Annotated in this window: 22 protein-coding genes; 1 reads left to right on the plus strand and 21 read right to left on the minus strand. The window is 33.0% G+C overall.

The features are described 5' to 3' along the window. Nucleotides 1-22: 22 nt before the first annotated feature. The 20 genes from NSS86_RS06665 to NSS86_RS06760 form a co-directional block, all read right to left on the minus strand. Complete coding sequence (locus NSS86_RS06665; RefSeq protein WP_000542320.1) at nt 23-1,243, minus strand: Fic family protein; 1,221 nt, start codon at nt 1,241-1,243, stop codon at nt 23-25. Between the two features lie 288 nt (nt 1,244-1,531). After that, complete coding sequence (locus NSS86_RS06670; RefSeq protein WP_000533238.1) at nt 1,532-2,761, minus strand: NRAMP family divalent metal transporter; 1,230 nt, start codon at nt 2,759-2,761, stop codon at nt 1,532-1,534. 12 nt (nt 2,762-2,773) lie between these two features. Continuing rightward, nucleotides 2,774-3,526: a 5-oxoprolinase subunit PxpA gene (gene pxpA, locus NSS86_RS06675; protein WP_001261793.1), complete on the minus strand. Its 753-nt coding sequence runs from the start codon at nt 3,524-3,526 to the stop codon at nt 2,774-2,776. Beyond that, nucleotides 3,526-4,887: an acetyl-CoA carboxylase biotin carboxylase subunit gene (locus tag NSS86_RS06680; RefSeq protein ID WP_000942744.1), complete on the minus strand. Its 1,362-nt coding sequence runs from the start codon at nt 4,885-4,887 to the stop codon at nt 3,526-3,528. Before NSS86_RS06680 ends, pxpA begins: the two co-directional genes overlap by 1 nt. A gap of 13 nt (nt 4,888-4,900) precedes the next feature. Further along, entirely contained in the window at nt 4,901-5,350 is a 450-nt protein-coding gene (locus tag NSS86_RS06685) for a biotin/lipoyl-containing protein (RefSeq protein ID WP_001019340.1), read from the minus strand. 1 nt (nt 5,351) lies between these two features. Then, on the minus strand, nt 5,352-6,362 hold the full coding sequence (locus tag NSS86_RS06690; RefSeq protein WP_000023318.1) for a biotin-dependent carboxyltransferase family protein: 1,011 nt from the start codon (nt 6,360-6,362) through the stop codon (nt 5,352-5,354). Further along, entirely contained in the window at nt 6,352-7,086 is a 735-nt protein-coding gene (gene pxpB / locus NSS86_RS06695) for a 5-oxoprolinase subunit PxpB (protein WP_000383180.1), read from the minus strand. Before pxpB ends, NSS86_RS06690 begins: the two co-directional genes overlap by 11 nt. 325 nt (nt 7,087-7,411) lie before the next feature. Further along, nucleotides 7,412-7,888: a transcription elongation factor GreA gene (greA, locus tag NSS86_RS06700; protein WP_000431312.1), complete on the minus strand. Its 477-nt coding sequence runs from the start codon at nt 7,886-7,888 to the stop codon at nt 7,412-7,414. Between the two features lie 27 nt (nt 7,889-7,915). Next, a complete protein-coding gene (udk, locus tag NSS86_RS06705; RefSeq protein WP_000648617.1) occupies nt 7,916-8,539 on the minus strand; it encodes a uridine kinase in 624 nt (207 codons plus the stop codon). Then, nucleotides 8,539-9,807 carry a U32 family peptidase gene (locus tag NSS86_RS06710; RefSeq protein WP_000848304.1) on the minus strand — a complete coding sequence of 423 codons (1,269 nt, stop codon included), beginning with the start codon at nt 9,805-9,807 and terminating at the stop codon, nt 8,539-8,541. The genes udk and NSS86_RS06710 overlap by 1 nt, the downstream gene beginning before the upstream one ends. An 11-nt stretch (nt 9,808-9,818) precedes the next feature. Next, nucleotides 9,819-10,742 carry a peptidase U32 family protein gene (locus NSS86_RS06715; RefSeq protein WP_000137774.1) on the minus strand — a complete coding sequence of 308 codons (924 nt, stop codon included), beginning with the start codon at nt 10,740-10,742 and terminating at the stop codon, nt 9,819-9,821. Between the two features lie 2 nt (nt 10,743-10,744). After that, nucleotides 10,745-11,383, minus strand: a complete 639-nt coding sequence (locus NSS86_RS06720) for an O-methyltransferase (RefSeq protein WP_000342258.1) — start codon at nt 11,381-11,383, stop codon at nt 10,745-10,747. A gap of 284 nt (nt 11,384-11,667) precedes the next feature. After that, a complete protein-coding gene (locus NSS86_RS06725; protein WP_000134779.1) occupies nt 11,668-11,976 on the minus strand; it encodes a DUF1292 domain-containing protein in 309 nt (102 codons plus the stop codon). A 14-nt stretch (nt 11,977-11,990) separates the two neighbouring features. Beyond that, nucleotides 11,991-12,419 carry a Holliday junction resolvase RuvX gene (gene ruvX, locus NSS86_RS06730; RefSeq protein ID WP_000939063.1) on the minus strand — a complete coding sequence of 143 codons (429 nt, stop codon included), beginning with the start codon at nt 12,417-12,419 and terminating at the stop codon, nt 11,991-11,993. 3 nt (nt 12,420-12,422) lie between these two features. Then, a complete protein-coding gene (locus tag NSS86_RS06735; protein WP_000426912.1) occupies nt 12,423-12,683 on the minus strand; it encodes an IreB family regulatory phosphoprotein in 261 nt (86 codons plus the stop codon). A 62-nt stretch (nt 12,684-12,745) separates the two neighbouring features. Further along, nucleotides 12,746-15,376 (minus strand): alanine--tRNA ligase, encoded by a 2,631-nt coding sequence (gene alaS, locus NSS86_RS06740; RefSeq protein ID WP_000734075.1) that lies wholly within the window; start codon nt 15,374-15,376, stop codon nt 12,746-12,748. A 342-nt stretch (nt 15,377-15,718) separates the two neighbouring features. Beyond that, nucleotides 15,719-18,196: an ATP-dependent RecD-like DNA helicase gene (locus NSS86_RS06745; protein ID WP_001283312.1), complete on the minus strand. Its 2,478-nt coding sequence runs from the start codon at nt 18,194-18,196 to the stop codon at nt 15,719-15,721. Nucleotide 18,197: 1 nt separating this feature from the next. Continuing rightward, on the minus strand, nt 18,198-18,866 hold the full coding sequence (locus NSS86_RS06750) for a tetratricopeptide repeat protein (protein WP_000567017.1): 669 nt from the start codon (nt 18,864-18,866) through the stop codon (nt 18,198-18,200). 636 nt (nt 18,867-19,502) lie between these two features. Then, nucleotides 19,503-20,621, minus strand: a complete 1,119-nt coding sequence (gene mnmA, locus NSS86_RS06755; RefSeq protein WP_000066095.1) for a tRNA 2-thiouridine(34) synthase MnmA — start codon at nt 20,619-20,621, stop codon at nt 19,503-19,505. Further along, the gene (locus NSS86_RS06760) at nt 20,622-21,764 is read right to left on the minus strand and encodes a cysteine desulfurase family protein (protein WP_000409157.1); all 1,143 of its coding nucleotides are present in this window, start codon (nt 21,762-21,764) and stop codon (nt 20,622-20,624) included. 311 nt (nt 21,765-22,075) lie between these two features. Between NSS86_RS06760 and NSS86_RS06765 the strand changes: the two genes are divergently transcribed. Further along, nucleotides 22,076-23,089: an LLM class flavin-dependent oxidoreductase gene (locus NSS86_RS06765; RefSeq protein ID WP_000985878.1), complete on the plus strand. Its 1,014-nt coding sequence runs from the start codon at nt 22,076-22,078 to the stop codon at nt 23,087-23,089. A 236-nt stretch (nt 23,090-23,325) separates the two neighbouring features. On the opposite strand, the gene NSS86_RS06770 is transcribed toward NSS86_RS06765, so the two are convergent. After that, a complete protein-coding gene (locus NSS86_RS06770; protein ID WP_000009238.1) occupies nt 23,326-23,472 on the minus strand; it encodes an SAS049 family protein in 147 nt (48 codons plus the stop codon). Nucleotides 23,473-23,501: the final 29 nt, after the last annotated feature.

The raw sequence follows: 23,501 nt of genomic DNA on the forward strand, positions 1-23,501 counted from the left end.
ATAGCTGAATCACATATTATATTTATTTTATAATCGAATTTAGAAATTCATCACTTATCTCATAAATTGTTGGTCTACTTTTAATTTTAACTAAGTAGTTATCATATTTTTTAATTGTATTATTAATTTTTACTCTTCCTACTCCCAATATGTTTTCTAAATCAATTAATGTTAATCTATTTCTTTTATTTCCAAACAATTTATCCATTGAAAGGAGATACAAAAATTCATAATCTATCTGTTTATAATGACTAGTTAAATAAAGCGTTAATTTTTCAGTCGCATCCATTTTTGGTATTAACTCATCAAGTATTCTTTCTTGTCCTGCTATCAATAGCTCAAGCATTGTGTCAATAAATTCCGTCAAATCACCACAATTCAAATGATTTGAAGCAGTCATAAACGCCTTGTAATATTTCGATTTATTTCTATTTATAACATATGAAAATGTCAAAGCAGTATAATTATCATAATAATCACTCAAGAGCTTGGCAATTATAAATCTTCCAACTCTACCATTGCCATCATAAAAAGGATGTATATATTCAAACAGATAATGACTAGCCATGATTTTGAACGGCTGAGGCGCATCAAAATATTTTAAAAATGTTAGCATTTCACCTATATATTCAACAATTTTGGTTTCAGGTTGTAACCCAACATGTATATATTTATTCGTTGACCCATCATGCACACCGACAAAATTTTTACGAAATAGCTCTCCATCTAACTTATCTTGTTCGTTAATTTCATTTGAAACTAATTTATCATAAATCGCTCTAATGTCTCTTACATTATCAACTTTAATTTTTTTATTAAGTTCTATCTCTTTATATTGATCCACGAGGCCTCTGAACTTAAGAAATTCTGATGCTTGGTTATTTAACGCATGTGCAATCTCTTGTTTAGTACTAAATACATTTTCAATTTCATTAGTACTTTGTAATTCATCGATTAATAAATCATTAAAATATTGTTCTCTAGCTGCATATGGTAAAGAATTAAGTGCTCTATCAATTTTTCTACTATTAATTGATATTAATTCTTGTTTTTTTGATAGATTTTTAGTCACCATAAAGAATAGAGGATATTCCAAATCATTAACTTTTTTTCCATTTTCCATAGGTATGATATTAATATTAGTATTGAAAGAAGCTAAAGAATTAAATCTTTTAGTATACTCTTCCTTCATTTTACTTTCATTGTGTTCATGAAAAATACTTTTTAAAGTTCTGTAACCCATTTGCAGCCTCCTCTACTCATTTAAAATGTATTTTTTGTCCAATAAATCCATTTTCATTAGATTAGCTAAATATTATCACTTTTTTTCTTTAAAAACTATATAAATAACTATTTTCTCAATCAATAGAAAAAGATTTTTCATCACAACAAAAAGAGCAGTACATTTGTCATGCACCACTCTCCCTTAAAATATATCTAATTATGCTTTATAAATGAATCACCGGAAATCAAAATATATCTTGCCTAATACTAACAACATTTACAGTGATGCTATTAGTCGAAATGTCTTTTAAAATAACTGAAGTACTTCTTTGAATGAGAATATACCTGTCAATATTGTAACAAGTACTGCAACGATACCAAAGATGAACATCCAATTTGGGTGTTTATAATCACCAACAATTGATTTCTTTTTACTTGCAATCAAAATTGCACCTAACGTAATAGGTAAAATCCATCCATTTATCGCGCCTGCTATAATTAAAAGGCTGATTGGTTTTCCAATAAATAAGAAAATCATTGTTGAAATAACGATAAACACAATCACAATTAAATTACTTCTTTCGTTAAGTGATTTATGAAGTGTTTTTAAAAATGTTGCGCTTGTGTATGCTGAGCCAATTACTGATGACATAGCTGCAGCAAATAACACAATACCAAAAATATTCTTTCCAATTGGTCCAATTGCGTGTTCAAAAACTGACGCTGGTGGATTTTCAGAACTTAGTGTCACACCTGTTACAACAACTCCTAATACCGCTAGGAATAGTAACGTTCTCATAATACCTGTAGTTAAAATACCAGCAATTGCTGATTGATTTACAAATGGTAAATATTGCTTACCTTTAATGCCAGAGTCTAATATACGATGTGCACCTGCAAAGGTAATATAACCACCTACAGTTCCACCAACTAACGTAATGATGGGCAAGACTAATTTCATTGGATGTTCTGGCGCAAATGTATGCACAAAAGCATCACCATAAGGTGGATTAGAAACAAACATCACATATGCCACAACTAAAATCATCACAATACCAAGAATCATTGAAACAACGTCCATAATTTTTTGGCCACTTTTACTTACAAAGATTAATATTGCAAAGATTGCAGTAATAGCTGCGCCCCATTTTACATCTAATCCAAAAATTGCATTTAAACCTAAACCGGCACCAGCAATATTACCAATATTAAAAGCTAGACCACCAAATGCAATCAATATTGAGATAACAGTACCAAGCCCAGGAACAACTTTATTTGATATTTCTTGACCTCTTAAACCAGTTACAACTAATATGCGCCATATATTAATTTGTGCACCAATGTCAATGATGATAGACAGTAATATGGCAAATGCGAAACTTGCAAAAAATTGTGATGTAAATACTGCTGTTTGCGTTAAAAATGCTGGCCCAATTGCAGAAGTTGCCATCAAAAATACAGAACCTAATAATAACCTTTTATGATTTTTTGTGAATTCAAAGTCACTTTCTTTTTTAAGCTTTAAATTTCTCCCCATTTTTTTAGCCCCCTATAAGGATTGAATATCAATGCCTTCTTTCATTAAAATTTCTCTAATTTTCGAAACAAATAATAATGCATGTTCTCCATCACCATGCACACAAATTGTATCTGCTTGTAACGTTACTTCCTTATTGTTTTTTGAAATAACTTTATTTTCCTTCACCATCTTTAAAACCTGCTTAAGTGCTTCGTCAGTATCAGTAATCACAGCATCACTTTCTTTTCTACTAACGAGCTGCCCATCATCTTCGTATCGTCTATCAGCAAACACTTCAGAAGCTGTAATTAATCCGACATTCTTTGCTTCTGAAATTAGATATGAATTTGCTAATCCTACTAACACTAGTGATGGATCAAAGTCATAAACAGCTTGTGCTATAACGTTTGCTATTTCTCTGTCTTTTGCACCCATCTGATACAATGCACCATGCGGTTTAACATGATTAATTTTAAGTTGATGAATGCGACAAAACCCTTGTAATGCACCTAATTGATAAATCATCAAATTATAAATCTCGTCGTTAGAGATATCTATATTTCGTCTGCCAAAGCCTTTCAAATCAGGTAAACCAGGATGTGCACCTACTGCAACATTATGTGCTTTGGCAAGTTTTACCGTTTCATTCATTACATTTTCATCACCAGCGTGAAAACCACAAGCAACATTCGCACTTGTAATTAACGGAATAATTTGATGATCACCACCAAAGGAATAATTTCCAAATGCTTCGCCTAAATCACAATTCAAATCAACTCGCATTATAATTCCACCCCTTTAACAATTTGATGTTTTTCTAAAAATTTAATATCAACATCTTTTGCATCTCCATCACGATATAGTGGATAATTTAAAACTGCATATAAAAAATCGGCAGTTGTAGAAAATCCATCTATCACCATTTCATCTAAGGTGACTTTCAACTTATCAATTGCTGAAGCTCTATCATGAGATTTTACAATTACTTTAGCTACTAAAGAATCATAATATGGTGAAACTTGATAACCGTGATATAGTAAAGAATCGACTCGCACATTAAAGCCTTGAGGTAAATGTAACGCTGTCACTTTACCTGGTGTTGGTTGAAATTTCTTTTCAGGATTTTCGGCATTTATTCTCGCTTCTATCACATGACCATTAAATTGAATATCGCTTTGTGAAAAAGGTAAATGATTATGTTCCAATAAATACAGTTGTGCTGCAACCAAATCACGTTCTGCTCGCATCTCTGTAACAGTATGTTCAACTTGTATTCGAGCATTCATTTCAATAAAGTAATGTGCGGTATCAGTTACTAAAAATTCAATCGTACCTGCACTTCTATAATTTGCTGCACGTGCAACTTTAACAGCATCGTTACATATTTGTTGTCGTCGTTCTTCAGTTAATGCTGCACAAGGAGATTCTTCGATTAATTTTTGATTTTTACGTTGTACAGAACAATCACGTTCCCCTAAATGTACATAATTATCCTGCCCATCTCCCATAACTTGAACTTCAACATGTTTTGCAACAGGTATAAAAGCCTCAACATAAACACGATCATCATCAAAGTATTTTTTTCCTTCACTTTTAGCTTCTTTAAATGCCTTTTCTAAATCTTCAGCTTTCTTTACAATACGTATACCTTTACCACCACCGCCACTGGCAGCTTTGATAACAACTGGATAACCGATGTCTTTGGCAAGATTCTCAATTTCAGACACATGATTCACAGCACCATTTGATCCTGGAATCACAGGAACACCTGCATGATGAACTGTTTGTCTTGCTGTTATTTTATCCCCCATCATTTCCATCGTTTTTTTAGTAGGCCCTATAAACGCTATGCCTTGTTCCTCAACGGTTTGAGCAAATTTTGTTGATTCTGATAAAAAGCCATATCCTGGGTGAATTGCATTAGCACCAGTGATTTGTGCAGCAGATATGATGCGGTCAATATTTAAATAACTATCTAAAGCATTAGCTTCCCCAATACATATAGCTTGATCTGCTAAATGTACATGCAAGCTTTGCTCGTCCCCTTTTGCATAAACTGCTACAGTTTCAATCCCATATTCTCTGCAAGCTCTTATAATCCTTACAGCAATTTCACCTCTGTTCGCAATTAAACAACGAAGCATTTACTTACCCCCTTTACTTAATACGTACCAAAACTTGGTCGTATTCAACATTTGTGCCATGATCAGCTACTATTTCAGTAATTTCTCCAGCAACATCTGTTGTTACCTCGTTTAATACTTTCATCGCTTCAACATATCCTATAATATCTCCCTTGTTAACTTTGTCACCGACATTCACAATTGGTTCAGTTAATTCTTTACTATCTTGTAAAAAGAATGTACCTACCATTGGTGATTTAATGTCATGATAATCATTTGTCGAAACATCGGAGTTATCATTCGCTTTTGAAGCTGTCAAATCATTATTGTTCATACTTTGATTTGATTGATTACTGTGTGCAGCCAAATGATTCGAGTCAGTGAAGTCAATTTCTATTTCATCTTCAAAATTTTTATATTTAAATTTCTTAACATCATTTTCCTTCACTAATTTGATTATTTGTTCGATTTTTTCAATATTCATTTTACAAATCCCCTTTTAAAATTGTTGATAATTTTTTCGAAGTATGTCGCAAGCTAGATGTATCAAAAATTGGAGTCTTTTGATGACTCTTAAGAATTTCATTAAACAGAGACATTTGTTCCCGATTCTTATCTACAGCTTCTTGGAATGATATCCATTTAAATTGAATTGTATCTTTTGGTTTCATCTGTGCTAACTTTGGCAGATCAAATTTGCATACAGTTGCAATTTTGGTATAACCACCTATCGTTTGTTTATCATTAAGCAGAATAATAGGTTGACCATCATTTGGTACTTGAACACTACCAAGAGCAACCGGTTCAGAAATGATATCTGCTTGATTAATTGGTGCAACGCTGTCACCTTCCAAACGATAGCCCATACGGTCTGATTGTTCAGTAATTAAATATGGATGATTTACAATTTTCGCTCTAGCCTCTTCAGAAAATGCCTCGAATTGAGGTCCTTGAAGAATGTGTATAATATTATTTTCTGGCAATAAATCGTCCTGTAAATGAATAGTCTTTCCAATGTTTTCTTTAAAGTCATTATTTATTTTCACTGTTATTACATCATTAGCTAATAACTTTCTACCTTTGAATCCTCCTATACTGCTTCGGGTATGTGTTGCATAACTTTCAGCAATAGAAGGTACGTTGATAGAATGACCAAAAGTAAGATAACCGCGTGCACCTTTGGTTATAGCACCTATTTTTAAAATGTCACCTTTCTCAGCTAATATGACAGAATTCATTGATATAGTTTTATTATTTAGCGAAGCATTAATACTACCACCGGTTATAACAAATGTATTTTGCGTATTAAATTGAATGGTAGGACCAATCAAAGTATATTCAATCGCTGGACCATCATTGTTAATTAATGACTGCGCAACCTTAAAACTAAATTGATCCATGGCACCTGCGCCTGAAAATCCAATATGTTCATAACCTATTCTTCCTAGATCTTGTACCGTTGAAAAGAGACCTGGTTGTAAAATCTTAATTGACATTTTCAATCACCACCCAGTCATCAACATTAAAGTTGCCATCTGATATATCTCTTTCGATTTGTATAAATTTCTGTTCATCTATTGCATAAAATTGTATCCATTCTCCTGCTTCGTACATTGACATTGGTTCACGCTCGCTGCTAAATACTTTTAACGGTGTGCGTCCAATAATTTGCCATCCGCCAGGAGAATCTGATGGATATAGTCCTGTTTGATTATTCGCAATACCTACAGAACCTGCATGAATTTTTAACCTTGGCTGATTACGTCTAGGTGTATGTAGTTGTTCATCAAGTCCGCCTAAGTATGGAAATCCTGGCATAAATCCTAGCATATATATTAAATAAGGTTTACTTGTATGTTTTTCAATAACTTGCTCAACAGTTATTCGATTATGCTTTGCTACTTCTTCAATATCTGGTCCATATGTACCACCATATTGAACAGGTATTTTAATAATACGATTGGTTTGATTCACAGCATGAACATTTTTTTCATTAAATTTGTTAAGTTCTAAATTTTCAATTAATTTAGAAGATGTTATAGCTTGTTCATCAAAATATATTAGAACTGCTCGATACGAAGGGACAATATCTTGAATTTCTAATATTTCTTTTTCTCGTATCCACCGTACCATTGCTGTGACATTACGATATGTCTCTTCGGATATTTTATTTTCAAAATAAATCATAATTGTCTGCTCGTTAATAAATCTTACATCCACTTTAAATCCCCCTTTGTATTGCAATAAACCAGTATTGAATACCTTTTCATTGTATCATTGAGAAGCACAAGTTGTTTAATAAGTAATTCAAATCGCATACAATAACAAATGATAATCAATTTGTTTTCTCGGAAATATTTTGCTTTTTTAAAATGGAGTAGTTAATATTGTAACTCTTACACTAATTTAGGTTCTGCTATCATTCGGTCTGATGGAAAATTTTTACTTTTCATCTGTCCGATTTTTTGATTTTGAATATAAAAAAGCACGACCGAAGTATCATTAACACACTTCAATCGCGCAATTAAACAATCTATTTGATCATTTATTGGATATTAACAATTTTTACGTTCATTTCGCCACCATTAGGTAGTGGAACACGAACTTCATCATCTAAACCTTTACCAATTAACGCTTTAGCCATTGGTGATTCATTTGAAATCTTACCATTAAATGCATCTGATTCAGCTGAACCAACGATTTGATAACTTTCCTCTTCATCACCTGGTAATTCTACAAACGTTACTGTTTTACCAATTTTAACAACGTTGTTATCTCCAGTATCTTCAATGATTAATGCATTTCTTAACATATGCTCAATTCTTTGAATATCTTGTTCGATGAATCCTTGTTCATCTTTTGCTGCATCATACTCAGAGTTCTCTGATAAGTCACCAAATGAACGTGCAACTTTAATTTTCTCTACAACTTCAGGACGCTTAACTGTTTTTAATTCTTCAAGTTCACGCTCTAATTTTTCAAAACCTTCTTGAGTCATTGGATATTGCTTTTGATTTTCCATATTGTCATCTTCCTTTACTGAATTATACTATTGCTTGCTAACTAAAGACTGAATTTTTGTTGTCATAATATCTATTGCAACTTTATTGCTCCCACCTTCAGGAATAATTATATCAGCATATTTCTTAGTCGGTTCAATAAATTGGTCATGCATAGGTCTAACAACACTTAAATATTGATTGATAACAGAGTCCATTGAACGCCCACGCTCTTTAGTATCTCGTGTTAAACGGCGTAATATTCTCAAGTCTGCATCTGTATCAACATATATTTTAACATCCATCATATCACGTAATACCTTATTTTCTAAAGCGAAAATACCTTCTACGATAATAACATCTTTAGGTTTAAAATCAATGGTAATGTCACTTCTTGTATGACTAGCATAATCATATGTCGGTACTTCTACTGCTTTACCATTTTTCAAGTCTTTAAGATTTTCAATTAATAAATCATTATCGAATGCAAATGGATGGTCATAATTGGTTTCTAGGCGCTCGTCGAAAGTCAAGTGCTTTTGATCTTTATAATAGTAATCTTGAGCAAGTAAAGCGACACTATGACCTTCTAAGTTTTTCATAATTTCGTTAGTTACAGTTGTTTTTCCTGAGCCAGATCCACCAGCTATGCCAATGATTGTAGTAGCTTTCATTAGCCAATTTCCTTTCTCATCATGTTGTTTGGATATATCGGGCGATCCACTTTAATTTGAACGATTTGTAATGGATGGCGCGCCGCGTCTAAGCTGTTACCTTCTTCATCATAAATTGCTTCTACTACTTGTGTAAATGTTTCAATTTCTGGACCAAAGAATTCTATTTCTTGACCTGGTTTAAAGTTATTTCGTTGTTGAATAGTCGCAATTTTTGTATCTTCATTATAGTCTAATACCAAACCACAAAAATCAAATGGTGATTTTTTAGATTGTTGTTGACCAAACATCTGTTCTTCATAACCAGGTGTTCCCTCAAAGAATGCTGGTGCAGTGTCTCTATTTGCACATTTATCTAACTCAATTAACCATTCCGGATTAATCTTAAAGTTGTCAGGATCTGCCGCATACGCATCAATGACTTTACGATATACTGAGACAACTGTTGCAATATAATGAATTGACTTCATACGTCCTTCAATTTTTAATGAGTCCACACCAATATCCATCATTTGAGGAATTGATTCGATTAATTTTAAATCTTTAGGACTCATCGCAAACGGTGTAACTTCACCTTGATTATAAAATACATCAAGTTCACCATTATCATCAACTTCTAATAATTCATAATCCCAACGGCAACTTTGACAGCAACCGCCTCTGTTGGAATCCCTTGCAGTCATATGATTACTTAATGTACATCTACCTGAATAGGCGATACACATAGCACCATGAATAAATGCTTCGATTTCAATATCTACTTTTTCCTTCATTTCACGCATTTCCATCGCGCCGGTCTCACGTGCTAATACAACACGATCCAATCCTTCTTCTTTCCAATATTCTACAGCTTTGTAATTAGAAAGTGATTGTTGAGTAGATAAATGAATTTCAAGTTTTGGCGCAACTTCTTTACATGTTTCGATAATTAAAGGATCTGCAACAATGATACCTGTCGCACCAGTCTTTTCCAAATTACGCAAATATGATTCTAGACCTTCAATATTCTCATCATGTGCAATAATATTTGTCGTAACATAAATTTTGGCACCGTAACGGTTCGCAAATTCAACACCTTCAGCTATTTCTTCCATCGTGAAATTATCAGCATTTGAACGTAATCCATATTCTTGACCACCTAAAAATACGGCATCAGCGCCATAATGTACTGCTATTTTTAACTTTTCTAAGTTTCCAGCAGGTGCTAATAATTCTGGTTTCTTCATAACTGTTTTAGGAGTTGATTTAATCTCTTCTATTGTCTTCATGATTAACCTCCTTAATATACTGTTTGTTTATATAAGAAACCTTCGTCAAATGGTCGATGATCAGGTTGAATTTCTTCAATTGGATCAATCAACATAAATTTCTCATCTTCATAGATTTCAGGATCTTCATTGTACAAATCTATCGCTTGACGATACTGTTCCGTTACCACATTAATATATTCTTCCGTTTGTAGAATACCATCGATTTTAAATGAATCTATACCCGCCTCAAAAAATGGTGCTAATTCTTCAATTAAACAAATGTCGTTTGGTGACATAATGTGCGTACCATTGTAATCTTCGTAAACTGGGTAATTATTTTGTCTTTCTTCATCATAAAGTAATAAAGATTGTTCATCATTGCGACGTTCAATTTTCATTTGGCGATCTTGGAACGTATAATAATTGCCTAGTAGCATACGCTTTGATTGGAACATACAAGTCATTCCTTGAACTTGCACCTCAATTTCCACATTTGAATTTTCTTTTATATTAATAATTTCATCCAAATTCAGCTCACGTGCTAAGACAGCTCTTGATGCGCCTCTTTTACCCCAGTAATTACATTGAAAATGATTAGTTACTAACGTCTCTGCATTCCAATGAAGTGGTATTGGATTTTCTTGCGCCTTCACATACATTACTACTGCTGGATCCCCGAAAATAATTCTGTCAACTCGTATTTCATGTAAAAAATTAATATAATCTTCTACAGCATCTAAATGATAATTATGAAATAATCCATTCACTGCCGCATATACTTTTTTATCGTTTTTGTGAGCTAATGCGACAGCCTCTGTCATTTGTTGTCTATTGAATTCCCCTGGAAGTCTTAAACCAAACTTTTGCTCGCCAATTACAAAAGCATCTGCACCTAAATCAATAAGTGTTTCCATATGGCTTAATGACTTGGGTGTGACAAGTAATTCTGTCATAGTCATTCTCCTTTAATTGAAATCGCTAATCCATCGTCTATATTTAAAAAATTCGTTGTATATCCTGGTTGCTTTATTAACCACTCATTATAATCTTGAACCTTTTTAACCATTTGTCTTACATTTCTCGATCTAACAATCCCAATATCCGATACAAAACCGTGATATAAAACATTATCTGTAATTACGAGACCTTGGTGCTTTAAAAGTGGTGTATATATTTCAAAAAATTTCTTTGATTGCGCTTTTGCTGCATCAATAAATATCATATCATAAACTTTGTCATTTACATTTTCAAATTGCTCTAAAGCATTACCTTCAATAATTCGAACCTGGTTTTCAAAATGATAAGTAGCTAAATTTTGTTTAGCATATTGAATCATCGTTTCATTACGCTCTATCGTTGTGACATGAATGTCATCAGATATAGAAGCGAATTGCATAGAACTATAGCCGATTGCTGTACCAATTTCTAAAATATTTTTAACATTATTCATACGAATTAATTGCTTAATTAAATCTAATGTTAAACGATCTACAATTGGCACTTCATTTCCCTCGGCAAATTCACGCAAAACTTCGATTGAACTATTTTGATGTTGATGTAAATCTATTAAATATTTTTTATTTAGGTCATCCATGTTTTAAACTTCCTTTATGTAAAATAAGTCAATATGATTATGACAATAAAATAAATCAGCCTTCACAATTGATTATAATTTTGCCAACCAATTAAATGACTGATTTCTTGTTAGACGCAAAGCTATTTTATTTATAGAAGCGAATCATTCATATAAAATTTAACTTTAGATATTTTACCATATTTTCAATAAAATTATAAGCGTTAATTATTTATACATTGCTTGACTTAAAAAAATACTCTTGCCTACCCATCTTAAGGTTAGCAAGAGTAAAATCTTTTTAATTATTCTTCCATTTCAGTATTTACAACTTCTTCAATCATGTCCCATTCTTCATCAGTTTCGATTGGTACTAACTTACCACCGTCACCTGACTCATCTGGTTCATTGATCATTGGTACAAGCTCAATCATATCGTCTTCATCTGATTGAGCACCTTCTTCAGCTAAGATAACATACTCTTTTTTGAATTCAGGATGATAAAATTCTAAAACTTTTCGGTATAAAACTTCATTTCCCTCTTCATCGAATAAAGTTAATAATTCTTCTTCGTTATTAATTTCTAGTTGTGAATCATGATTATGTTCAGTCATAGTAAAATCTCCTTTTAATGTAGTGAATCTAAATAGCCTTGTAAAATAAATACCGCTGCCATTTTATCAATCACTTGTTTTCTTTTTTGTCTTGAAACATCTGCTTCTAATAATGATCGTTCAGCAGCCATTGTGCTTAATCTTTCATCCCACATCACAATCTCAATAGAAGGATAAGCTTCTAATAATTTTTCTTTATATGTTAACGAAGCTTCGCCTCGAAATCCTATTGAATTATTCATGTTTTTAGGTAGTCCTATTACGACTGTACCCACATTATGTTTTTTAATAATGTCTACTAATTGCTCAATACCTAATTCATTATTTTCTTCATTGATTCGGAGTGTGTCTAATCCTTGTGCCGTCCAACCCATTATATCACTAATTGCAATTCCTACCGTTCTACTACCGACATCGAGTCCTAAAATTTTATGTTGTAACATAAATTATTTATTTTGCTCTTTTAAATAGTAAGAAACAAGTTCTTCCATAATAACATCTCTATCAATATGACGAATTTGATTTCTTGCTTCATTCTGGCGTGGAATATACGCAGGGTCACCTGATAATAAATAACCTACAATTTGGTTTACGGCATTATATCCTCGTTCATCTAATGTTCGATAAACATTATTTAAAACATCTCTTACATCTTGCGTTGGAAGTTCTTCATAGTCGAATTTCATTGTTTTATCAAAGTTTTCCATTTGCGACACTCCTTTAATTACAAATATAACTCACTATCATCATACAATATTATGGCTTTAAATTATAGATTTTTAATGTAATCTTTAATAAAGCTTAATGATTTTGAGATATTTTCAGGTTGTGTACCGCCACCTTGAGCCATATCTGGACGACCGCCACCTTTACCACCAACGATTGGTGCCATTTGTTTGATAAGATCACCGGCTTTAACGTTATTTGTTAAAGATTTAGGGACAGTTGCAACCATCGATACTTTATCATCAACATTACTTGCAAGAATGATAATTGTATCTTGTAGTTTAGATTTAAAATCATCCATTGTCGAGCGAATTGCTTTCGCATTTGGTACATCCACTTCAGTAACCAATACTTTATAGCCATTGATTTCTTCAACTTGATCTTCAATATTACCCATTTTAAGTGATGTGATTTCTTTGTCACGTTGCTCTAATTGTTTTAATAATGCTTTTTCTTCATCTTGTAATTGTGTTAACTTTTCGACTACTTGATCATCAGATTTCACTTTCATCTGTGATTTCATCGTATTAAATTTCTCTTGAATATCTTCTAAATATAAGAAAGCTGCTTTACCTGTTAATGCTTCAATACGACGCACACCAGCTCCTGTACCTGACTCACTTACTATTTTGAATAAGCCAATTTCAGAAGTATTGCGGACATGAATACCACCACATAATTCAATTGAAAATGGTGCCATATTTACTACACGCACAACATCACCATATTTTTCACCGAATAATGCCATTGCGCCCATTTCTTTAGCTGAAGCAATATCCATTTCTTGAATGTTAACGTCAATACCTTTCCAAATTTCTTCATTTACTAAGCGTTCAACTTGATCAATTTCATCATTAGTCATTGGACCAAAATGAGAGAAATCAAAACGTAAACGATCTGCTTCTACTAGTGAACCAGCTTGGTTAACATGATCACCCAGTACTGATTTCAACGCTGCATGTAATAAATGTGTTGCACTATGGTTCTTTTGAATGTCACGTCGATCATTTTGGTTCACTTCAGCAGACACTGTAGCGCCAACATTTACTTGGCCAAATTGTACTACTCCTTTATGCAAGTTTTGACCATTTGGTGCTTTGGTTACTTCACTAACAGCAATTTCAAAATTGTCATTATAAACAATACCTGTATCCGCAACTTGTCCACCACTGACTGCATAAAATGGTGTTTCCGTTAACATGAAGTATACTGTTTCACCCGCTTCAACTTGTGAAACTTCTTCACCATTATATATCAAGTGTGTTAGTGTTGTTTGAGCTGTCGCAGTATCATAACCAACAAAAGTACTTGCAGATGTAATATTTTTCAATACTTCACTTTGAACTTGCATTGATTGAGAATTTTGACGTGCTTGACGTGCACGATCACGTTGTTGTTGCATTTCTGACTCAAATGTTGTCATATCAACTTTCAATCCTGCTTGCACTGCTATTTCTTCAGTTAATTCAATTGGGAACCCGTACGTATCATACAATTTAAATGCATCTTTCCCATTAATTTCATTTGTTGTCGCTTTAGCTTTTTTAATTAATTCATTTAAAATCGCTAAACCATCTTCTAATGTTTCATGGAATCGTTCTTCTTCAGACTTTATAACACGCTTAATGAAATCTGCTTTTTCCTTAACATTTGGATAATATGGTTCCATAATGTCTGCAACAATATCAACAAGTTTGTACATAAATGGCTCATTGATTCCTAACGTTTGACTAAAACGAACGGCACGACGTAACAATCGACGTAATACATATCCTCTACCTTCATTGGCAGGTAATGCACCATCAGAAATTGCAAATGCAATCGTACGAATGTGGTCAGCAATTACTTTAAATGCCACATCTTGTTCGTTGTTTACTAAATATTGTTTACCTGATACTTTTTCGATTTCATTCATTATAGGCATAAATAAATCTGTTTCATAGTTAGTACGTACATTTTGAGAAACTGAGGCCATACGCTCAAGCCCCATGCCGGTATCAATATTTTTATTAGGTAATGGTGTGTAACTATGATCTTTATTATGATTGAATTCACTAAATACTAAGTTCCATACTTCAAGATAGCGTTCATTTTCTCCACCTGGATACATTTCTTCTGCCGGATCGTCTTGTCCATATGCTTCTCCGCGATCATAGAAAATCTCAGTGTTCGGTCCTGAAGGCCCTTCACCAATATCCCAGAAGTTACCTTCAATGCGAATAATACGACTTTCTTCAAGCCCAATATCTTTATGCCAAATGTTATATGCTTCCATATCTTCCGGATGAATCGTAACGTACAATTTATCTGGCTCCATACCCATCCATTTATCACTCGTTAAAAATTCCCAAGCAAATTCAATCGCTTCTTGTTTAAAATAATCACCAATTGAGAAGTTACCTAACATTTCAAAGAATGTATGGTGACGCGCTGTGAAACCAACATTTTCAATATCATTTGTACGAATAGCTTTTTGAGAGTTTACAATTCTTGGCTTTTTAGGTGTTTCACGTCCATCAAAATATTTCTTTAATGTTGCTACACCTGAATTAATCCATAATAATGTATCATCATCAATTGGCACTAATGGTGCAGAAGGTTCAACCATATGTCCTTTTTCAACAAAGAAATCTAGATATTTTTGTCTAATTTCACTCGCTTTTAACTTTTTCATCTTTTACACATCCTATTTACTGTTTTTAAATTACCATTCCATAAAAATTGATGACACAGATAGTCGATTTGAAAAACTAGTATAAATCAATATCATTTTTTATTATTAAAAAATAAAAAACGCCCATCCTCAAAAGGGACGAACGTTATCGCGGTACCACCCTAGTTATAAATGCAATTCAACACATTTATCACTTTAAATCGACTATACAGTTGTGCATAAAGTAGCGTTCACTAATGTTTGTTGTACTTTTCACCAACCAGTACATCTCTGATAAACAAATCATTAACTACTCATCTTTATACGAATTTAATTCTATTTTAGTTACATTTACGCTTGTTGTCAACGTTCTATAAAGTCATACGGCGTGATTTCTCCCATATTAATCATTGGGTCAATTTTAAACATTGTAGCTTCCGTTAATACATTTATATCTGTTTTTGTTGAATCAGACGTAACTTCTCCACTATCATTCGATGACATTGGCGCTTCTACTTGATCATCTATTGTCGTTTGTGAAGCTCCTGTATCATTAGTTGCTGTGTTTTCCAGCATTTCTTCATCTTCTGAATTAAAATAATTTTTCAACAATGTACATAATTGTGTTAAACGCGCTTGACCATTTGTTTTTAATCCAATATCAAATGCTTCTGGATCACCAAGTAGAACTAAACTCGTTTTCGCTCTAGTTAAACCAGTATATAATATCGGTCTTTGTAACATTCTAAAATACTGTTTAACAATAGGCATGATAACAATAGGAAATTCTGAACCTTGTGATTTATGGATTGATGTACAATAAGCATGTGTTAATTCCATCATATCTTGTTTCGTAAATGTAATTTCATTACCTTCAAAATCCACAACAAGTACATCTTTATTAAGGGCATTTTCTTTCGCCCAAAAAATACCAACAATAACTCCTATGTCACCATTGAATATGTTATCATTTGGCCTATTAACAAGTTGTAATACTTTGTCACCTTTTCTAAAGACTACATCACCAAACTCAATTTCTCGTGTGTCTTTCTTTTTAGGGTTTAAAATATCTTGTAAAACTTGATTTAAACGTTTAATACCGGCATTTCCTTTATACATTGGTGCAAGCACTTGAATATCAGCCATAGTATACCCTTTATTAACAGCACTAGTAACTACCTTCTCAACAACTGTTGGTATTTGGTTTGCCTGACAGTTAATAAAACTTCTATCATGAAAACGCTGTGTAATATCAATTTTCTGACCCAATTTCATTCGATGTGCTAATTCTATAATGCTTGAACCATCTTGTTGACGATATACTTCAGTCAGATTAACTCGTGGTATAGCTTTCGATTCAATTAAATCTTTAAATACTTGACCAGGACCTACAGAAGGCAATTGGTCCTCATCACCTACAAATATCAATTGTGCATCTAAAGGAACTGCACTTAAAAATTGGTGAAACAACCAAGTATCTACCATAGACATCTCATCAATGATTATGAGTCGTGCGTTTATTTCATTTTCTAATATATCCTCTGGCTTTGTGTCTTGATTCCAACCTATTAAACGATGAATCGTCATTGCTTCTAATCCAGTTGACTCTTGTAGTCTCTTAGACGCTCTTCCTGTTGGCGCTGCTAATACAACTGGATAATCATCATTGACATAATCATCATAATCTAATGATAAGCCATGAATCTCAGCATATAATTCTACAATACCTTTAATTACTGTCGTCTTTCCTGTTCCCGGTCCACCGGTTAATAGCATCACCTTAGAATTGATAGCCGTTTGCAAAGCTTCTTTTTGTGAAGCTGCATAGTTCACTTGATTCGCATCTTCTATTTCACCAATATGCATTTGTAAATCTGACTGTTCAATTTCCGTAAGTTTATTTGTATGCGTCTTTATTCTGAATAAGTTTTGAACACTTTTGATTTCAGAATAATACAAACTTGGAATTGCAACTTGTTCATTGTCAATAATTAGTCGTTTTTCCTCATTTAAGTATTGCAACATTTCGTCTAATTTTTCAGGTTCGATGACCTCTTCATCTTGATAATTTAATACATCAACCGTTAAATCTATAACAACATTGATAGGCAAATATGTATGTCCCTGTTTAATACATTCTTCTTCTAACGTATAGAGCAACGCAGCTTTTAATCGTTCATTATCGTTATAAGCGATACCAATATTTCTAGCAAGTTGATCTGCTTTATTAAAACCAATACCTTTAATATCATAAATCAATTGATATGGATTTCGATCTAAAATAGTCAGTGTATCGCCGAGATAAAACTGATAAATTGCCATTGAAAGTTTAGGACCAAACCCTAAATCATGTAAACGAATCATTATTTTTTCAGATTCTTGATTTGCTGAAATTTGTTCTGCAATTTGTTTCTGTTTCTTTTTAGATAATCCCGAAACTTTTTCTAGCACTGAATGGTCATCTAATATATCATTTATCGCATTGTCACCTAATGTATTAACAATATTTTGAGCTGTCTTTTTACCTACACCTTTAAACAAATCACTAGATAAATAACTTATAATTGCTTCTTTCGTTTGTGGCATTTCTTTTTCAAAAGTCTCTGCTTTTAATTGTTTACCATAACGTGGATGATCAACAACTTGCCCTTTAAATGTGTAGACATCGCCTTCAACAATATTCGGAAGAAACCCTACAACAGTTGGCATTGTATCAAAGTCTTCATTTGTTTCAATAGTATCTACTTTAAGCACTGTATAAAAATTATCACTGTTTTGAAACAATATCGCTTCAACAGTACCTTTGATCATTGAATAATCAAATAGTGTAGGGTCTGACATGTTACTCCTCCTCTTTCATTTTAGTGAATGTTTTCAGCGCATGCTGACTTAATAAGTGTTTAGGGTCGATAGTCACAGCTTCTTTAAAATGAGTTATTGCTTCATCAATATCTTCATTTTTCATAAATAACGCTAAGCCCAAATTGTATCTTGCATCAACATGATTTTTATCAATCGTTAATACATGTTTAAGTTGAGTTATGGCTTCATTAAACATTTCTAATTGACATAATACAAGACCATATTGAAATTGAACTTCTGCATCTTTGTCTTTATCTAGTTCCGCAGCAGTCATTAAATACGGCAATGCCAGCTTAAATGATTCTAACTGATTAAACGCCATACCGATCATATAATTACAATCAACTTGTTCAATCTCTGTTTGTAATGCTTGTTGATATAATTTAATAGCTTCTTGATAACGTTGCTGATTATAATATACATTTGCTAGATTATAAAATACGACGCCATTCTTCGGATCTATTGTTAAAGCTTTTTGGAAAAAACGCTCTGCCTTTTCAATCTCATTCGCATCAGCAAGTACGATACCAGCATTAATATAATTTTCAATAATTGTAGGATCTTCTTCGATATTTCCGAACAATGCTTGTAACGCTTCTTCTATTTTTCCATTTTGTATGTATTGATAAATTGTTTGTTGATCTATCATTTACGAACCTCATTTCTCATCAATTATAACATCTTGATAAATTGTATGTCTCGAATCACTTAACAACGAATAAAATATAATCTAATATCATTTTCATTCATGAAAAAGCGGGAATGGAATAGAAATGCTAAAGAACCATTAACGGTTTATTATGTAATGGTTCTTCCACATTAGCCACCACTATTATGTACTTAAAAATAGGAATACATAATTAGATTCATGCATAGGGAGTGGGACAGAAATGATATTTTAACAAAATTAAATTCGTTATCCCCAACTGGCATTGCCTGTAGAATTTCTTTACGAAATTCTCTGTGTTGGGGCCCCATCCCCAACTTGCACATTATTGAAAGCTGACTTTTGGTCAGCTTCTATGTTGGGGGCCCCGTCCCCAACTTCCATTGCCTGTTGAAATTAGGGTTCCAATTTCTCTGTGTTGGGGCCCCGCCAACTTCCATTGCCTGTTGAAATTGGGGTTCCAATTTCTCTATGTTGGGGCCCCGCCAATATAACATTGTAGAGCCTAGGACATTGTGATGTCCCAGACTCTATCATCATGAATTATTCTCATCAAAAACTGTCTTTCGTCATTTTCGACGTTGAAACTTCAAATAAGTAATTTATTGTTGCCATTGTTTATACAACATAATTTAATTGACCTTCATTTTTGAACACATCGTCAATTATTGCACCACCAAGACACACATCACCTTGATAAAAAACAACTGCTTGTCCAGGTGTGATTGCTCTTACTGGCTCAGCAAAAGTAACACGTAGTGCATGGTCGTTTTCACGTTTCACAAAAACTTTCGTATCTTTTTGGCGATATCTAAATTTAGCTGTACATTCAAAACCTTGATCTAAGTCATTATCTTCTGGATTTACAAATGAATAGTCTGAAGCAATTAAGTAATCACTGTATAATGCATCGTGATGGAATCCTTGTTCTACATATAAAACATTATCTTTTAGGTTTTTACCGACAACAAACCAAGGATCGCCATCTCCACCTATACCTAATCCATGTCTTTGTCCTATTGTGTAATACATCAAACCACTATGTTTACCCATTTTCTTACCATCAAGTGTTATCATATCACCCGGTTGTGCAGGTAAATATTGTGATAAAAATGTTTTAAAGTTTTTTTCGCCGATAAAACAAATGCCTGTAGAATCTTTTTTCTTAGCAGTAACAAGTCCTTGTTCTTCAGCAATTCGACGCACTTCACTCTTTTCGATGTCGCCAATTGGGAACATCACTTTTGAAAGTTGTTGTTGAGATAATTGATTCAAGAAGTATGTTTGATCTTTATTATTATCTACACCACGTAACATTTCAACATGACCATCTTCATGACGATGTATGCGTGCGTAATGTCCTGTTGCTACATAATCTGCACCTAAATTCATCGCATGATCTAAAAAGGCTTTAAACTTAATTTCTTTATTACACATAACGTCTGGATTTGGAGTACGACCTTTTTTGTATTCATCTAAGAAATACGTAAAGACTTTATCCCAATATTCTTTTTCAAAATTAACAGCGTAATATGGAATGCCAATTTGATTACACACTTCAATAACATCGTTGTAATCTTCAGTTGCAGTACATACGCCATTTTCGTCAGTGTCATCCCAGTTTTTCATAAATATGCCAATGACATCATAACCTTGTTCTTTTAAGACGTGGGCTGTTACAGAACTATCTACACCGCCTGACATACCAACGACAACACGTATATCTTTATTTGACAATTATGACTCCTCCTTAAATTTAAAATATATTTTATGAATTTCAGCTACAATTGCATTAATTTCATTTTCAGTAGTCAATTCGTTAAAACTAAATCGAATCGAATGATTTGATCGCTCCTCATCTTCGAACATTGCATCTAAAACATGCGACGGTTGTGTAGAGCCTGCTGTACATGCAGATCCAGACGACACATAGATTTGTGCCATATCCAACAATGTTAACATCATTTCAACTTCAACAAACGGAAAATATAGATTTACAATATGGCCTGTAGCATCCGTCATTGAACCATTTAATTCAAATGGAATCGCTCTTTCTTGTAATTTAACTAAAAATTGTTCTTTTAAATTCATTAAATGAATATTGTTATCGTCTCGATTCTTTTCTGCTAATTGTAATGCTTTAGCCATCCCGACAATTTGTGCAAGATTTTCAGTACCTGCACGGCGTTTCAATTCTTGTTCACCGCCAAGTTGAGGATAATCTAATGTGACATGGTCTTTAACTAATAATGCACCGACACCTTTTGGTCCGCCAAACTTATGTGCAGTAATACTCATTGCGTCGATCTCAAATTCGTCAAACTTAACATCAAGATGTCCAATTGCTTGAACCGCATCAACATGGAAATATGCATTTGTCTCAGCAATAATATCTTGAATATCATAAATTTGTTGCACTGTGCCAACTTCATTATTTACAAACATAATAGATACTAAAATCGTCTTATCTGTAATTGTTTCTTCAAGTTGATCTAAATCAATAGCACCTGTATCATCAACATCTAGATATGTTACATCAAAACCTTCTCGCTCTAATTGTTCAAAAACATGTAACACAGAATGATGTTCAATCTTCGATGTGATAATGTGATTACCCAATTGTTCATTTGCTTTTACTATGCCTTTAATTGCCGTATTATTCGATTCTGTTGCACCACTCGTAAATATAATTTCATGTGTATCTGCACCAAGTAATTGTGCAATTTGACGTCTTGACTCATCTAAATATTTACGCGCATCTCTTCCCTTAGCATGTATTGATGATGGATTACCATAATGCGAATTGTAAATCATCATCATCGCATCTACTACTTCAGGTTTTACTGGTGTGGTCGCAGCATAATCTGCATAAATTTCCATGTTTGGACACTCCTCACAATTTTATCAATGTTCCAATAATAGCACCTTACATACTATTTTTCTACTTTTCTGTTTAACTTTATTTATAATGTTTTTAATTATATTTTACCATTTTCTACACATGCTTTTCGATAGGCTTTTTTAAGTTTATCGCTTTATTCTTGTCTTTTTTATAAATTTTAGTATTTGCAGATATTTTTTCATTTGTAAAATGTAACGTACTATTATTTTGGTTATGAGCAATTTAATATTTATCTGGTTATTCGATTGGTATACTTCTTATATCATAAAAAAGGAAGGACGATATAAAAATGGCGATTAAATATTCAGCATTAAACCTTGTCCCTATTCGAGAAGGTGACGATGAACGAACAGCAATTAATGATATGGTTAAGCTCGCACAACATTTAGATGAATTATCGTATGAAAGATATTGGATTGCTGAACACCATAACGCTCCCAACCTAGTAAGTTCAGCAACTGCTTTATTGATTCAACATACGTTAGAACATACGAAACACATACGTGTAGGTTCTGGAGGAATCATGTTACCTAACCATGCTCCATTAATCGTTGCGGAACAATTCGGCACGATGGCAACATTATTTCCAAATCGTGTCGATTTAGGATTAGGACGTGCACCTGGAACAGATATGATGACCGCAAGTGCATTAAGACGAGATCAACATGATGGTGTTTATAAATTTCCAGAAGAAGTTTCATTATTACAACAATATTTCGGCCCAGCTCACCAACAAGCATATGTTCGTGCTTATCCAGCAGTAGGTAAAAATGTGCCTTTATACATTCTTGGTTCTTCAACAGATTCTGCACATTTAGCTGCTCGCAAAGGGCTTCCATATGTGTTCGCTGGACATTTTGCACCTCAACAAATGAAAGAAGCTATCGAAATTTACAAAACGTTATTTGAACCTTCTGATGTATTAGACGAACCTTATGTTATTGTATGTTTAAATACAATCGTTGCTGAAAATGATGACGAAGCACAATATTTAGCTTCATCTATGGCACAAGTAATGGTTAGTATCACTCGTGGCAGAATGCAGCCCGTTCAACCGCCAACACATGATCTACAAAATATATTAACGCCGAGAGAATATGCGATGGCTATGGAAAGACAGAAAATATCATTAATAGGTTCAGAAAATACTGTTCAACAAAAAATTCAAGATTTTATGGAAACTTATGGTGAAGTCAACGAAATTATGGCAATAAGTTATATTTATGATAAAGATATGCAATTAGACTCTTATCGTCGGTTCAAGAATGTTATAAATCAGATAAATGAAAAAAACACTTTATAATGTGATAAATAAACTAAGTGAAAGTATGTATCCATAATATTAATAAAAATAAACAGTAACAGCATTTTGAATAAAAGATGTCTTTATTGTTCAATCATTTGTTTTAGTAATGATTCAAATTCACTTAAAATTCTAAAGCAAATATGAAAGCGCCCCTTCAACTTTACACTGTGTTAGTGTTTATTTGATGGGGCGCTTTCAAAATATTGAAAAGCATATCCAAAATTTAAAGAAATTTATTTCTCTTTATCTTCATTTTCTTTTTTCTCTTCGTTATTCGATCCTGTATATTCATTTATCTTATCTTTTACATTTTTAACTTGTTCATTATCGCTATTTTTAAATTTTTCTACTGCGTCTTTAGCTTTATCCATAAAACTCATATTAATCGCTCCTCTTATATTTGATTAGT

Source organism: Staphylococcus sp. FSL W8-0056, from assembly GCF_037963075.1.
GTDB classification, from domain to species: Bacteria; Bacillota; Bacilli; order Staphylococcales; family Staphylococcaceae; genus Staphylococcus; species Staphylococcus aureus.

Coding starts and splice junctions, on each gene's coding strand:
- NSS86_RS06665 (WP_000542320.1), bottom strand. CDS start 1,243: ATGGGTTACAGAACTTTAAAAAGTATTTTTCATGAACACAATGAAAGT.
- NSS86_RS06670 (WP_000533238.1), bottom strand. CDS start 2,761: ATGGGGAGAAATTTAAAGCTTAAAAAAGAAAGTGACTTTGAATTCACA.
- pxpA (WP_001261793.1), bottom strand. CDS start 3,526: ATGCGAGTTGATTTGAATTGTGATTTAGGCGAAGCATTTGGAAATTAT.
- NSS86_RS06680 (WP_000942744.1), bottom strand. CDS start 4,887: ATGCTTCGTTGTTTAATTGCGAACAGAGGTGAAATTGCTGTAAGGATT.
- NSS86_RS06685 (WP_001019340.1), bottom strand. CDS start 5,350: ATGAATATTGAAAAAATCGAACAAATAATCAAATTAGTGAAGGAAAAT.
- NSS86_RS06690 (WP_000023318.1), bottom strand. CDS start 6,362: ATGTCAATTAAGATTTTACAACCAGGTCTCTTTTCAACGGTACAAGAT.
- greA (WP_000431312.1), bottom strand. CDS start 7,888: ATGGAAAATCAAAAGCAATATCCAATGACTCAAGAAGGTTTTGAAAAA.
- udk (WP_000648617.1), bottom strand. CDS start 8,539: ATGAAAGCTACTACAATCATTGGCATAGCTGGTGGATCTGGCTCAGGA.
- NSS86_RS06710 (WP_000848304.1), bottom strand. CDS start 9,807: ATGAAGACAATAGAAGAGATTAAATCAACTCCTAAAACAGTTATGAAG.
- NSS86_RS06715 (WP_000137774.1), bottom strand. CDS start 10,742: ATGACAGAATTACTTGTCACACCCAAGTCATTAAGCCATATGGAAACA.
- NSS86_RS06720 (WP_000342258.1), bottom strand. CDS start 11,383: ATGGATGACCTAAATAAAAAATATTTAATAGATTTACATCAACATCAA.
- NSS86_RS06725 (WP_000134779.1), bottom strand. CDS start 11,976: ATGACTGAACATAATCATGATTCACAACTAGAAATTAATAACGAAGAA.
- ruvX (WP_000939063.1), bottom strand. CDS start 12,419: ATGTTACAACATAAAATTTTAGGACTCGATGTCGGTAGTAGAACGGTA.
- NSS86_RS06735 (WP_000426912.1), bottom strand. CDS start 12,683: ATGGAAAACTTTGATAAAACAATGAAATTCGACTATGAAGAACTTCCA.
- alaS (WP_000734075.1), bottom strand. CDS start 15,376: ATGAAAAAGTTAAAAGCGAGTGAAATTAGACAAAAATATCTAGATTTC.
- NSS86_RS06745 (WP_001283312.1), bottom strand. CDS start 18,196: ATGTCAGACCCTACACTATTTGATTATTCAATGATCAAAGGTACTGTT.
- NSS86_RS06750 (WP_000567017.1), bottom strand. CDS start 18,866: ATGATAGATCAACAAACAATTTATCAATACATACAAAATGGAAAAATA.
- NSS86_RS06760 (WP_000409157.1), bottom strand. CDS start 21,764: ATGGAAATTTATGCAGATTATGCTGCGACCACACCAGTAAAACCTGAA.
- NSS86_RS06765 (WP_000985878.1), top strand. CDS start 22,076: ATGGCGATTAAATATTCAGCATTAAACCTTGTCCCTATTCGAGAAGGT.
- NSS86_RS06770 (WP_000009238.1), bottom strand. CDS start 23,472: ATGAGTTTTATGGATAAAGCTAAAGACGCAGTAGAAAAATTTAAAAAT.